The sequence below is a fragment of the Paenibacillus sp. S29 genome, assembly GCF_049319765.1.
Taxonomy (GTDB): domain Bacteria; phylum Bacillota; class Bacilli; order Paenibacillales; family Paenibacillaceae; genus Paenibacillus; species Paenibacillus polymyxa_B.
The window spans coordinates 107,504-120,597 of record NZ_JBMOUI010000004.1 but is presented as its reverse complement, the minus strand read 5'-3'; the positions used below and the strand labels follow the sequence as shown (position 1 = coordinate 120,597).

General features: G+C 46.8%; 10 protein-coding genes and 1 tRNA gene. 5 read left to right on the top strand and 6 right to left on the bottom strand.

Annotation, left to right across the window (positions count from 1 at the left end):
* Window positions 1–80: 80 nt before the first annotated feature.
* Complete coding sequence (locus tag ACL9RM_RS08280) at window positions 81–509, bottom strand: NucA/NucB deoxyribonuclease domain-containing protein (protein WP_250267304.1); 429 nt, start codon at window positions 507–509, stop codon at window positions 81–83.
* Window positions 510–716: 207 nt separating this feature from the next.
* On the opposite strand from ACL9RM_RS08280, the gene ACL9RM_RS08275 reads away from it, so the two are divergent.
* Window positions 717–1,208, top strand: a complete 492-nt coding sequence (locus tag ACL9RM_RS08275; RefSeq protein ID WP_250267303.1) for a hypothetical protein — start codon at window positions 717–719, stop codon at window positions 1,206–1,208.
* A 227-nt stretch (window positions 1,209–1,435) separates the two neighbouring features.
* On the opposite strand, the gene ACL9RM_RS08270 is transcribed toward ACL9RM_RS08275, so the two are convergent.
* The 3 genes from ACL9RM_RS08270 to ACL9RM_RS08260 all read right to left on the bottom strand — a co-directional run bounded on the left by ACL9RM_RS08270 (window position 1,436) and on the right by ACL9RM_RS08260 (window position 3,860).
* Window positions 1,436–2,851, bottom strand: coding sequence for a transcriptional regulator (locus tag ACL9RM_RS08270; RefSeq protein WP_250267302.1), 1,416 nt, complete (start codon window positions 2,849–2,851; stop codon window positions 1,436–1,438).
* 516 nt (window positions 2,852–3,367) lie between these two features.
* Window positions 3,368–3,439, bottom strand: a tRNA-Thr gene (locus ACL9RM_RS08265).
* 73 nt (window positions 3,440–3,512) lie between these two features.
* Entirely contained in the window at window positions 3,513–3,860 is a 348-nt protein-coding gene (locus ACL9RM_RS08260) for an MTH1187 family thiamine-binding protein (protein WP_250267301.1), read from the bottom strand.
* Window positions 3,861–4,386: 526 nt separating this feature from the next.
* Here ACL9RM_RS08260 and ACL9RM_RS08255 point away from each other — a divergent pair.
* The 3 genes from ACL9RM_RS08255 (at window position 4,387) to ACL9RM_RS08245 (ending at window position 9,688) form a co-directional block, all read left to right on the top strand.
* Complete coding sequence (locus ACL9RM_RS08255) at window positions 4,387–6,720, top strand: ribonucleoside-diphosphate reductase subunit alpha (RefSeq protein WP_414126292.1); 2,334 nt, start codon at window positions 4,387–4,389, stop codon at window positions 6,718–6,720.
* Window positions 6,721–6,740: 20 nt separating this feature from the next.
* On the top strand, window positions 6,741–7,772 hold the full coding sequence (locus ACL9RM_RS08250) for a ribonucleotide-diphosphate reductase subunit beta (protein ID WP_029517885.1): 1,032 nt from the start codon (window positions 6,741–6,743) through the stop codon (window positions 7,770–7,772).
* A 164-nt stretch (window positions 7,773–7,936) separates the two neighbouring features.
* Window positions 7,937–9,688 (top strand): methyl-accepting chemotaxis protein, encoded by a 1,752-nt coding sequence (locus tag ACL9RM_RS08245; protein WP_250267299.1) that lies wholly within the window; start codon window positions 7,937–7,939, stop codon window positions 9,686–9,688.
* Window positions 9,689–9,872: 184 nt separating this feature from the next.
* Here ACL9RM_RS08245 and ACL9RM_RS08240 read toward each other — a convergent pair whose 3' ends face one another.
* Window positions 9,873–10,709, bottom strand: a complete 837-nt coding sequence (locus ACL9RM_RS08240) for an HAD hydrolase-like protein (protein WP_250267298.1) — start codon at window positions 10,707–10,709, stop codon at window positions 9,873–9,875.
* Window positions 10,710–10,879: 170 nt separating this feature from the next.
* On the opposite strand from ACL9RM_RS08240, the gene ACL9RM_RS08235 reads away from it, so the two are divergent.
* A complete protein-coding gene (locus tag ACL9RM_RS08235) occupies window positions 10,880–11,374 on the top strand; it encodes a hypothetical protein (RefSeq protein WP_134903081.1) in 495 nt (164 codons plus the stop codon).
* Here the strand turns inward: ACL9RM_RS08235 and ACL9RM_RS08230 are convergent.
* Window positions 11,358–13,076: an NAD(P)H-hydrate dehydratase gene (locus ACL9RM_RS08230; protein WP_414126293.1), complete on the bottom strand. Its 1,719-nt coding sequence runs from the start codon at window positions 13,074–13,076 to the stop codon at window positions 11,358–11,360. The two genes, ACL9RM_RS08235 and ACL9RM_RS08230, sit on opposite strands and share 17 nt — an antisense overlap.
* Between the last annotated feature and the right edge of the window lie 18 nt (window positions 13,077–13,094).

Sequence of the window (13,094 nt, the reverse complement as noted above, 5' to 3'; positions counted from 1 at the left end):
GAGAAACCCTTTCTTCTTAGAGGATTATATCATGTGTCTAAGATTTGGGGTGCCGTTCAGTTAAGGTTAGCGGGGATTTGCTATTTCACGATAAATTCAACTTTTGTTTCGTCTGCATATTCATCCAACTTGTGACCTACCCACGATCCAGCTCCACGGTTATCCTTCGGGCTTATGTACTTTATATCCGCGCCCTCTCCACCTTCTGCACACATCGCCATAGGCCATTCATCGCGGTCATATCCTTTTTTAGTTGGATAGCCCTTGAGTGACTCCTTTCTGTTTTCTTCGGCTCCGTCTCTGTCATTCGTGCAAACAGCAGAATGTCCGGCTGCTAGTGCATCTCTAATGTGTGCTCCGGTTTCGGGATAGCGTGAACTTGGGAACTCCAACGTATACCCAGTTGCTGCTTGTACACTTCTTGAAACTGGTTCTGCAAAAACACCTTGTACGGAAAAGATAGCTACCAACAAAAATACAATTAATCCTCGCGCGATTCCTCTGATCATATGACACCTCCATAGTAATTTGAATCTTCTCTATACTAAATGAAGAGTTATGTCGAGTATCGTGCATGTTGTCGCATAATAAATAACTATATTACAAACTGCCGTTCTATACGTTTGAGTTCACATAACAATCACAGTTATACAAAAGGATAATGATAAAACTAAGTAGAATATGTAAATTGAAATAAAAAAATGGGAGGTTTTATTATGAGAAAATCATTGCCTACTATTCTTTCTGTTGGCTTGTTATTCGGAGCTTTAGCGCCTAGTGTATCAGCCGGATCTGCAGAAATAACTCAGCAAGAAAGCACGATTTCATCTAATCAAGTAGTGCCTCAAGCGAGTTTACAATTCTCTAATGATGCAACCCAGGAAACCTTAAGTGCTACAGGCATCATAAAAACATTCACATTTACAAACTTGGCTAATGAGGTTGCTAGTGCACCATTCCAAATTAATGGATCAGGCGACGTCAACATATCCGTCCACCAAAGAACCGCTGATTCAAAATATAGTCCTGTAATTCAATACACATTACAATCAAGTGATTACTCACAAAGCATTTTTATAAACGGAACATTCACAAATACAAATACAATCAGGACGTTTACCAATGTGCCAGAAGGAACATATAAAATAGTAATCACTAATTATGGTGGAGCTAGTAATGTTTTTGGTGATGGCCGTTTATACCGCTAGTAGAATTACAATAATAACAAAGGACTCCATACTGGTTACATACCAGCGGAGTCCTTTTTCACATCTACTCTAAATTCAAACTGATCAACGAAAAAAGCTCTGCCGACCAATTAAGGTTAGCAGAGCTTTTTTTGTTTATCTAAGCTTAGGAACCTCCAACGGTAGCATTAAGCTGAATAGGGTGCTGGTCATAAGCATGATTAGGCCCACTCACAATAAATAAAAAACTAGCTGCGACGATCAGAAGAACCATTTTTCTCAACATTGTTTAACCACACCTTTTCAATAAGATTTAAAAACTCTTCTTTGAACTCAGGAACTGCATGTGTTCTAAACTTCACGAATAGCCCCATGCAGTTTATAAAATAAGTTTCGTTATTTATTATATGTGACTTTACCATTGCATACATCAAATGTTTAAAGCCATCACCGTATGATCCTCTATATAAATAATAATAAGCTAACTCGTATCCAAATCGTGCATATTGTTCTGGTATAACTTGCCTAGTATACATGTCGGATGATGGCTGCACCTTCTGAGTAAACGAATTAATTATAGTTTCAAAACGTCTAAGTATATCGTCTATATCTAGTTGATACTGGTTAGCTGCAAGCAGTACGTTCAATATCTTAGTTACCATTTCTTTATCTACTTTTGATTTGGCAATGTATTCAACATAATCTGGAAGCACACTTGTATCACCGGACAAAAGTTTATAAATGTAACTATTACATTGCGCCCAATCCTTATAAAGATTTAGCCAATATAAAGTATCTTCGTCTGTCTCCAATACCCAATCTAAATCAGTGTAGGCATATGTATATTCTAGAGCTTGTTGATAATCGCCTTGGGCTTCGCAGACACTTGCACATAGTAAATCGGCATATGTGATGTACACAAACATGGGACGACTTAACTTCTTAGCAGGTTCGTCACACTCTCGTTTCTTCTGTTGATGTTTAATTGCATATTGGATTTCCGCTTTTTCTCTCATTTTTCTTGCCATTTCATCGACCTTGTTCCACTTACACAATGAACGATACAAATTCGCTAAGTCCTTCAATGCGTCAAGTTGGTCTATTTCATTCAATCGCTCAACAAAAGCTTCAAGTATCGCAGCAGCGTGGAGATTTTGGGTTTGGTCGTCTCCAACTTGAATCGTAAATATACGATATTGACAGACTGCCAATCGTTCTGAATGTTGATATTTCTCCGCTTCAGCTACCCCCTCATAGAGCAGCAATGCAGCCGCATGTCTTCCCTGCGACAATAATTCTTCTGCAATTTCAAATAACTTGGGCGAATATAGTAGATTGTCCATGATGGCTCCCACCACTCGACGGATCGCATCCAACTTGTCCAACTCCGCACAGCGAAACAAAAATGGCTCGATTCGCCTCATATTCGGAGGATGGTCGATGATGTAGTTTTCTATGAACAAGTCATAAAAGTGACCTTCCGGTAAACCCATAGCCTCAGTAATTCGATCCAGTTGGTTAACAGACAAAGGCTTGTTTCCTGTCACAATAGCACTTACTGCTCCCCTATTCATATCCGCAATATGACCAAATTGTGTTAAACTCAATCCTTCTTGTTGTAGGTATCTGTCTAATTCTGCTCGAATCGTAGGTGTATGCTTCATGCCATAGCCACCCTTCGCATAGAAATTCCAGTATTTTATAATCATTTACTATTTTTATCCATTAATTAACAGTTGTCAATATCTTTTTTTGCGAATCATGTGGAAAAGCCACGTTTGTCATAAGGGCACCCCTGTAAACAAAATAACTCCCCACCGACATTAAGCCAGCAGGGTGTTTCGTATTTCCAAACGCTTGTGATTATTCCTCATTATCTGTAGTTGGACTGTCAGCCGACTTACCATCCACATAAGCCTCAGCCAGAATGTAAGCAATCACTGCACCGAATGTACGACATTACTATCGTATTTTGGACACAATCGTAAAAGAGCACCCTGACTTTCCGCGGATTCGTTTCTATGATCTAAGACACGCTCATAACAGGGAACTCATGAACACTGAAAAAACCACTTTACTAGACTAAAGGGTAGAAGAATGGTAGAAGAATGCTCAATTCAACAAAAAAAGCGCAACCTCCAAAAAGCTTGGAAGCCGCGCTGTGCTTGAGTTGATAGCTATGCTGGTGAAGGGAATTGAACCCCCGGCCTACGCATTACGAGTGCGTTGCTCTACCCCTGAGCTACACCAGCAGGTCAGTGTAACTGACAACAAAAACTATTATACTCTTAGTTACATAAAAATCAATCACTTACATCAACTTTTTCAGCTAGGATTTGGGTTTAATTCGGTAACATTTCCTGTCGCAGTGCCAGATAGTTTCTCTGCGACGGAACGGAGCTTTTGGTGACTGGAGGAAGGCTTGTCACGGCGATCATCAATTTTAACCGAGGTGGAAACACGCTTGGCTCCAGACAGGAATGGCGCTTCGTGCAGCGCAGCAATGGCGGTGAACACATCGTCCAACGAACCTTCAATAATCGTACTCATGGAGGTAAGCTCATAGGTAATTCCTTTTTGCGTCCTCAACACTTTTTGCATCTGGGCAACGTAGTCGCTCAGGCTTGTACTCCCCGTTCCAATCGGGATCACTGTCACTTCTGCAATAGCCATCGCCAAGTTCCTCCTTTTAATTTAAAATCGTCACTTCTTTAAAAATCTAAAATCTCAGGCCGATAGAGCGAGCAACCTTATTTCACAAAAAAGTTCATATGTATGCTGCTTGTTTCTGTAGGAAACATCTTTATCATTCATTGTACCGTTCAAACTGCCTCAATTCAAATACAGCCCGCGACTTCTCTGCATATTTTGATTTTCCATTCCTTTTCCTTTACGTATGGCTTCGAATGTTGCTATAATACTCCTTGCACTTATTTGAAATTTTAAGTTTATACACACAATATGTTGGGTTAAATATTCATAACACGTCTAAATATAGTGATGTAGCCGATAAATCGTACGGGAACCATCTTTTCCCCCTTCATTGGCAGGTGCATCGCTATTTCTATGTTATTGGATTACATACAGCCCCCAAATGCTGTCTGACCATCGCTTTTTTCGCCATTATCTTCTCATCATGATCATTTTCATGCCTATTCCCAAGTATGATTCCAAATCAGGAAAGCGAGGAATTAATCCTATGCCACAACTCGTAACCAAACCAAACAATCGCCAGTTGGCTTTTGATGAAATACGCATTTCCGTATATGCCGACCGTGTACTCAGCGGGCTGGACAAGCTGGATAAAGATCGTCTCATTCGCGGTGTAACTAGCAAGCTGCGCCGGGACGAAGTCACGGGGGATGACATCAGCAACGCGTTTGCGATGGCTGCCCTTGAACTGGTTAGCAAGGAAGAACCGGACTGGAAATTTGCCGCTGCACGTGCTTTGCTCACTTCCTTGTATAAAAAGGCGGCCACTCACCGCCGTTATAAATCCTATGCGGACGAGCCTTACGGCGCTTTTTATCCACTGATCACTGATTTGGTCCAAAAAGGAATTTACCGTCAAGAACTGCTCGACTACTATACCAAGGAGCAGATTGATGAGTTGGGCGATTCCATATTGCCGAAAAATGATCTGCTGTTCGATTATATCGGGCTGTTAACGCTGTCTGAGCGCTATTTGGCCAATGATTTTGACGGACGCGTAATGGAATTGCCGCAGGAACGCTACATGATCATCGCGATGTACCTGATGCACCAAGAGCCTGCCGACAAGCGGATGGATTTGGTCAAGGAAGCATACTGGGCGATGAGCAACATGTACATGACAGCAGCTACACCAACCATGTCCAATGCCGGAAAAAAGGTGGCCGGACAGCTCTCCAGCTGCTTTATCGACACGGTAGACGACTCGTTGGAAGGCATTTTCGACTCCAATACGGATGTAGCCCGTCTTAGCAAAATGGGCGGCGGCATCGGCGTATACCTCGGTAAGGTACGGGCGCGTGGCTCCGATATCCGTGGACATAAAAATACAAGTTCCGGCGTCATTCCGTGGATTCGCCAGTTGAACAATACAGCTGTTAGCGTAGACCAATTGGGTACTCGCAAAGGTGCAATTGCCGTATATCTGGACGTATTCCATAAGGATATCCTCGCATTCCTTGACCTGAAGCTGAACAACGGTGACGAGCGGATGCGTGCACATGACGTGTTCCATGGCGTATGTCTGCCCGATCTGTTCATGGAGCGGGTCGAAGCACGGGGCGAATGGAATCTGTTCTGTCCGCATGAAGTGAAGAAAGTGATGGGCTGGAAAGATGACAACGGTCGCCCACTGGGACTGGAAGATTTTTATGATGAAACCTTCGGTTCAGGTACCTTCCGCGAGAAATACGAAGAGGCGTCGCAGCATCCGATTCTCTCTCGTATTACGGTGCCTGCCATCGACATTATGAAGCGCCTGATGAAGTCACAACTGGAAACAGGTACACCTTACATGTTCTACCGTGATACGGTAAACCGGGCCAACCCGAACCGCGCCCATGGTATGGTATATTCCTCCAACCTGTGTACGGAAATTATGCAAAACCAATCTGCAACTGTAGTAGAAAAAGAAGAATTGGTCACCAAGGACGGACAAACACGCATCGTTATTTCTAAAATCCCTGGCGATTTTGTGGTGTGCAACCTGAACTCCATTCATCTGGCTCGTGCGGTTCCGGCAGGTGTGCTGGATCGCCTCGTACCGATTCAGGTACGTATGCTGGATAATGTTATTGATATCAACAACATTGAAGTACTGCAAGCACAATATACGAACAGCCAATATCGCGCTGTCGGTCTGGGTACATTCGGACTGCATCATCTACTCGCACTGGAAGGTATCCGTTGGGAATCCGATGAAGCGGTAACCTATAACGATCATTTGTATGAAAAAATTAACTACCTGGCCGTCAAATCCAGCATGGAGCTAGCGAAAGAAAAAGGCCGTTATGCCAAATTCGAGGGCTCTGACTGGTCTACCGGGCACTATTTCACTTCCCGTGGCTATACAGACGGTACACGCGAAGGCAAATTTGTCACTACCTCCGAGTGGAGTGAGCTTGCAGAAGAAGTCCAACAAAACGGTGTCCGCAACGCATGGCTGTTCGCCATCGCGCCTAACGGTTCCACGTCTATTATTGCAGGCTCTACCGCCAGCATTGATCCATTGTATGAGCTGCTTTCCTATGAAGAGAAAACAACTTACAAGATTGCTAACCCTGCACCGGACTTGAACGAAAAAACTATCTGGTACTACAAGACGGCTTTCTTGCTGGATCAACACGCTTCGATCAACATGGCTTCTGCACGTCAGCGTCATATTGACCAGGGCCAAAGCTTTAACCTGTATGTACGGCCTGATATTAAAGCAACTGAATTTTTAGAGCTGCACATCCATGCCTGGAAATCAGGTATGAAATCGACCTATTATGTACGCAGCCGCGCACTGACGATTGAAGAATGTGATAGCTGCGCATCCTAAATTAAAGGAGAGAAGCTCTCATGCAGTTACAGAAGATTTTTAACACGGAAGCGCCAAATCGCTCTACCCGTATTATTGAAGGCGAAAGCTCCGGTATTTTGAATTGGAACGATATTCGAATGCCGCATATGTATAAACTGTATAAAGTGCTGCTGCTGAATCACTGGATTCCAGATGAAATCCCGATGTCCAAAGACGCGTCCCAGTTCCCTGTGCTGGATGCCGAAGAACAGCGCACCTTCAAAATTAACATCGGCCTGCTGGCTGTACTGGATTCGATGCAAACCATGTTTGTCGGGGATGTAAAACGCTATTTTACCGACTCTTCACTGGAAGCTATTTCAGCGATTATCGGGCAGCAGGAAGTGGTGCATAACCAGTCCTATTCCTACGTTCTGTCTTCTTTGGTGTCCGATCAGGAACAGAAGGAAATTTTTGAATACTGGAAAAACGATCCTGTCCTGCTGGAGCGTAACACATTCATCTCGGATATTTACCAGGAGTTCCGCGATGAGCAGAACCCGCAGACCTTTTTCCAAGCGATGGTAGCGGATTTGATTTTGGAAGGCATTTTCTTTTACAGTACGTTTGCGTTCTTCTACAACTTGGCTCGTGATCAGAAAATGATGGCAACCAGCCAAATGATCTCGTATATTCAGCGTGATGAAAATCAGCATTGCTACTTCTTTGCCGAAGTGTTCAAGCAGCTGTTGTCTGATTTCCCTGAGCTGAATACCAAGGAAAATACGGATTATGTCTATCGCATGATTGACCGCGCTGTGGAGCTGGAAACGAACTGGGCCCATTATACGCTCAAAGAGGTTCGCGGCATTGACTTGAACGAGCTGAGCGATTACATTAAATACATGGCAAATATGCGCCTGAGACTGCTTGGTATGGACAAAGCGTACGAAGGCGTAGATGTAAACTGTATGCCTTGGATCAAACCATTCTCAGATGAAGCGCTGAATGCGACAAAAACGGACTTCTTTGAAGCAAAATCACGCAATTATGGCAAGGTCGGAGATGACAACGGATTTGACGATTTGTAAGCCATAAGATACAGCCTTAGCTCGGTACTTACCGGGCTAAGGCTTTTTTCATGAGAATTCACGCAAATACGCAAAAAAATCATGAAACACTGAATAACTATTCATATTTTCCTATTTGTACACGATATATATGAAGGTGAAAAAAACATAGTAAGGAGCATATTATGAAAAGCAGCGTTAAAAAAAGAATGGGATTACAATCCAAACTCTACTTCATCTTGCTCATTCCTTTAATAGTGATTGGCGTCATTGTTCTGTGGACGACCAATCAATCCATCCAGAATGCTTCTCTATCAACCATGCAGCTAAACAATGAAACGCTGGCAAAGAACACGGCCCAGTTATTGGACAAATCTGCAGTCAAGAGCTTAAATACTGATTCATCTGAGCAAAGCAGCGAGTATAAACAGCTTCGGAACGAGTTAAATACGCTCAGGCTGCAAACTGGAATCCTGTACATCTATATGTACAACCGTGTGGGCAATGAGTGGAAAATTACGGTGGATGGAGCCGCATGGGACGACAAAGACTACAGTCCATTCGGAACTCCTGTAAGTTTTACCCTTAAAGAAACGGAAGAGAAATTGAAACAAGGGGAAACAGTGACTACAGATATTACAACGGACCCTGAGTGGGGGACGATGTTTTCCTCCTTTACTCCCATTAAGGATACAGATGGAACCATCATTGGTTATTTGGGAATCGATAGATCCCTGTCCTCTGTGACTGAAGTATACGAACATACCTTGCCCGAGGCCTACCGATTAGTTATTCCTGTTATCTCCATCATTCTGATCATCTCCATTGCGGCTATGATGCTGGTAACCCGGCGTATACTGCGTCAGGTGAGATTTATTAAAAATACACTGGAGCAAGTAGCCGACGGCAACCTTACGGTTACATCGTCGCAAGTAACATATGATCAGTTAGGCGAAATTAGCAAATTGACAAACAAAATGGTGGAAGCCATGTCCAATATAATTGTAGATATTCAAAGCAGTTCTAGCACACTCCAGCATGCATCAGAGAATATCGTCGTGACAACGGAGGGGACACTCCACCAAACTGAGGAACTGTCCCGCACACTCCAGCAAATTGCCGATGTCTCTATTAACCAAGCGGATCAAGCAGTGGAATCGGTTCAACAATCTGACCGATTAGGACAAACGCTGGATGAAGTCGGAAGCCATGTGCAACAATTTACGGATACAGCCCATCATCTCAATGAGGTTCGTCATCAGGTAGCCAGTGAGCATGAACTGTTATTAGAAAAAGGACGAGAAAGCGCCCTGCGTATCAAGCAGATGCAGCATATGTCACACGCATTAACCGAAAAATCGCGCAAGGCGGCTAACATCGGTCAGCAGGTACAGGACATCGTAAAGCAGACGCAGATTTTGTCCTTTAATGCATCTATTGAAGCCTCACGTGCAGGCGAAGCTGGCAAGGGTTTTTCTGTAGTTGCTCATGAAATGGGACAACTTGCTCAGCAATCTGCCATATCGATTCGGGAAATCGATGAAATCTTAAGAAGCTTTGTTGAGCAAATTGAGCAAATGGGTGATCAATTTGATGAAAACATAAAGACCGTCAATGAACAAGAAATCCAAATTTCGGTATGTCTACAGTCTGTTGACAAAGTCACCCAGGTTTCACAGGAAGTTCAGGAGTTAGCCGCACATCTAGCTCAATTGACGGCAGAGATGCAAGAGGTACGTCACAGCGTAGATCAACACTTAAATCACACAGCCAGCGCGGCACAGCAGACTGCCGGAATGACAGAAGATGTATCAGCAAGTGCCCAGAAGCAGGCCCTAGCGGTAAAAGAACTATCCGAAGTAGCCCGCAATCTCACTACACTATCAAACAATCTGCAGCGTCATGCCGACCAGTTCCGGGTAAAAAACGCTGAATAGTGAATATTATGTTGGATTCGATTCAACTGAATGAAAAGAAGTAAACTAAAATGGAGCATTCGCTAACGTAGCGAATGCTCCATTATTATGTTTCGAAAGCCGAGCAGAGTTCACCTTTATCCGAGTAGGTGCATACATATAACCTAGAAGTGTGTATTCAAGCTCTCCAGAATCATACGCGTTCTTATGATGGGGGTAGCGCCGCTGTTTTCACCTGTTTCGTATAAGAAGGATAGCCTCCCGTATGCTGGAGCATTTCGATTTCACGCAAAATACGCGGCAAGTCAGCGACCGAGTTCATCACGATGTGGGCTCCTGCCCTTTTCAAGCCATATACACTCTGTCTGCGCCGTTCCTCAGCCACTCTGTCGTCCGCTTCATGGCTGGTCGTTTGAGCTGCGGTCGTCACCTTTTCGTTATGGTTCAAGACACCAATCGTCCATACACCGGCGTTCCGTCCCTCTTGCATATCGGCTGCTGTATCTCCTACTTTCACAATATCGCTCAGCGGAAATACCTGCAAGCGATGTGCAATTTCATAGATCATCCACGGATAAGGTCTTCCCTGCGAAACTTCACAAGGGGCAACCATACAATCCAGCGTATAGGGTGACTGTGCAGGCGTAAATACGTGACTGAGCATCTCCATCGGACAGGATGCAGTGGCACCTGACTGAATGCGACGATCCTGCAACTCCTGCAGCGCCCTGTCTATACCGATAGCAGGCTCAGCCCCTTGGATCAAGGAGCGGAGAACAGGGACAAGCTCGAGATAAATATGCTCAATATCCATTCTGCCAGGATGCGCACCAAAGCACTCCAGCCATTTTTTCCGAACCTCTGAAAGTCCCAGCACATTCGCAATATGATCCCGGATCGGCATTCCTCGCCCATGAGATACCTGTTCTTCAGTTACCTGTATACCTTTCCATCTGAAAATGTCACGCATTCCCTGGGTTAAGCCTCGTCCTCCGGGGTCTAACAATGTACTTTCAAGATTAAAAATAACCGCCTGTATCATGCAATCCCCGCCTTTCCGTACCGCGGCTATCCGCAATCTTTATTTTGCTTAGGAACATGATACACAGCTAACGTAAACTGAAATGTCGTAAACGGTAAGCGGATTGTAATTGAAAATAAATTCCTTGATTGGTTATGAATACCGAGTGTGATAAGAGGAGGAGTCGCAACATGAGACAGCCTTGGAATGAATTTAATTCCAAAATGCCTTGGCGGATGGAGCTTGGTTGTTATGCGCTGAATAAACTGGCCTGTGGAGGATTAGTTTTTGGTCTCTTATGGATCTACTGCTATCTGACAGAGGAAATAACAGGGATTCCTCTGACTATAGCAGGTAATAGTGGTGAACTGACCGCGCAGCTGTGGGCCTATGGTTTTGCCCTTCCTGCCGCTCTTGCCGCTGATGCGCTACGCGATCTTTTACCCTGGCTTCGCAAGCCCGAGCAGCTCACCCTATACCTCGCTGCAGGATTCAGTGTCTTTCTCCTACTAGGTTCTTTGATGTCGCCTGCCGGAACGGGCATTTTATGGAGCAACGGCATAGCAGGTGCAGGGATTACACTGCTGTATTATGGAGGAAGGCACTGGCTGAACCGTGAATATGGATTACAGATCATGCTGGCCTTCCTCCTGCCACTGCTGCTATGGCCTATAGGGCTTCAATAATGTCGCCTGCGATCACAGAGGCAGGATGCTGGCGATGACGTGCGGCTGTTTCTCCAGCCGCACCATGCAGATACACGCCAAATGCTGCTGCCTGCGAAGCATTCAAGCCCTGAGCCAGCAAACCTGCGATGATGCCTGTTAGCACATCGCCCGCACCGCCTGTCGCCATCCCCGCATGGCCTGTAGTATTGACGTAGGCCGTTCCGTCGGGACAAGCGATGACGGTGCGTGCTCCTTTGAGCACCAGCGTGACCCCACGTGTTCGGGCGTACTCCCGGGCATGGGTGATGCGGTCACGCTGCACCTCTGCTGTCGGTATGCCCAGCAGACGAGCCATTTCACCGGGGTGCGGCGTTAGTACGACCGCCGCACTTCTCGGCTTCCAAGCCTCCAGCTCAGGCCCCGCCGAGGCGAGGATGTTCAAGGCATCCGCATCAAGCACGAGCGGACCGCCGTATTCCTCCCACAGGCGGCGCAGCCAGCCGGTGTCCCCTGCAAAGCGGCCGAGGCCGGGGCCGACAGCCAGTACATCACGTGCCTGCGCGAGCTGTAGCAGCTCGTCTGCGGAGTCGGCATTCCATTCGCCGTCTCCGCCTGCTGCGGCGGCAGCGAGCATCAGTTCCGGCGCGGCGCCAATGACGCGCGGCAACAACGCCTCGGGCACCGCCCACGTGACAAGGCCGCTACCGATGCGCAGGGCTGCACGTGCGGCCAGCAAGCCCGCGCCGCTCATGCGCAGGCTTCCGGCCGCGACGAGAACATGGCCGTAGGTGCCCTTGTGCCCGTCCGGCACGCGGCTGCGGCTTACATCCACGTCCAGCGCAGCGCGCAGCGTGTCACGGGTCAAGAGCCGCAGCTGCACGCCGCACTCACGGGCAAGGCCGGGTGGAATACCGATGTAGCGCACCACCACATCGCCTGCGGTCCCGGCGCCCGGATATTGGACGAGCCCACGCTTCAAGTAAGCGAGGCATACGGTGACGCGCGCACGAATGCACGGCTCGTGCAGCGCACCCGTGTCGGCATCGAGGCCGCTAGGCACGTCTACCGACACGAGCGGCGCGCCGCTGGCATTGGCCTCGCGGATCAGCGAGGCGTAGGGTTCGCGCGGCGGGCCTTGCGTGCCCGTGCCCAGCAGGGCATCGACGATGCCGGAGGCGCCGCGCAGGTCGAGGGTATCCCGGCCATAGAGAATCACCGGGATACCCAGAGCCGCGATGATATCGCGTTGCGCAGCCGCTTCATCGCGTAGCGTGTCTGGCGGCTCGACGTACACAACGGTGACGCGTAGCCCTGCATCCGTTAGATGGCGGGCTGCCACCAGTCCGTCACCACCGTTGTTGCCTTTGCCTACGAGGATATACCAGTGTTCTCGTTCCCGTAAGTCATGTCGTCCTTGACTCCACGTCTCTGTCCGTATAACACCGCCATGTCCCGTTATATCCCCTGGTCCTGTGTGTGTAACCTCTTCTGTCCACTGCGCCCCCAACACTTCAGCACGATCATTTCCACGTGTTAGATCAGCATTGCCTACTGAGAAGCCGCCGCCATTGCTCTTCCCACTTCTTTCGGCACATAGCTTCAACACCTCGTCAGCTACCGCGCGCCCGGCATTTTCCATCAAGGTAAGGGCCGGAATACCCAGCTTGTCAATTGTATAGCGATCCAATTCTCGCATTTCTTCGGCGGTCACCATATACATGCTTTTCGCCTCCCGTAT

Excerpts from the sequence above, each read along its gene's own strand:
- ACL9RM_RS08230 (WP_414126293.1), bottom strand. The coding sequence starts at position 13,076 with ATGTATATGGTGACCGCCGAAGAAATGCGAGAATTGGATCGCTATACA.
- ACL9RM_RS08255 (WP_414126292.1), top strand. The coding sequence starts at position 4,387 with ATGCCACAACTCGTAACCAAACCAAACAATCGCCAGTTGGCTTTTGAT.
- ACL9RM_RS08280 (WP_250267304.1), bottom strand. The coding sequence starts at position 509 with ATGATCAGAGGAATCGCGCGAGGATTAATTGTATTTTTGTTGGTAGCT.
- ACL9RM_RS08240 (WP_250267298.1), bottom strand. The coding sequence starts at position 10,709 with ATGATACAGGCGGTTATTTTTAATCTTGAAAGTACATTGTTAGACCCC.
- ACL9RM_RS08250 (WP_029517885.1), top strand. The coding sequence starts at position 6,741 with ATGCAGTTACAGAAGATTTTTAACACGGAAGCGCCAAATCGCTCTACC.
- ACL9RM_RS08260 (WP_250267301.1), bottom strand. The coding sequence starts at position 3,860 with ATGGCTATTGCAGAAGTGACAGTGATCCCGATTGGAACGGGGAGTACA.
- ACL9RM_RS08270 (WP_250267302.1), bottom strand. The coding sequence starts at position 2,851 with ATGAAGCATACACCTACGATTCGAGCAGAATTAGACAGATACCTACAA.
- ACL9RM_RS08275 (WP_250267303.1), top strand. The coding sequence starts at position 717 with ATGAGAAAATCATTGCCTACTATTCTTTCTGTTGGCTTGTTATTCGGA.
- ACL9RM_RS08245 (WP_250267299.1), top strand. The coding sequence starts at position 7,937 with ATGAAAAGCAGCGTTAAAAAAAGAATGGGATTACAATCCAAACTCTAC.
- ACL9RM_RS08235 (WP_134903081.1), top strand. The coding sequence starts at position 10,880 with ATGAGACAGCCTTGGAATGAATTTAATTCCAAAATGCCTTGGCGGATG.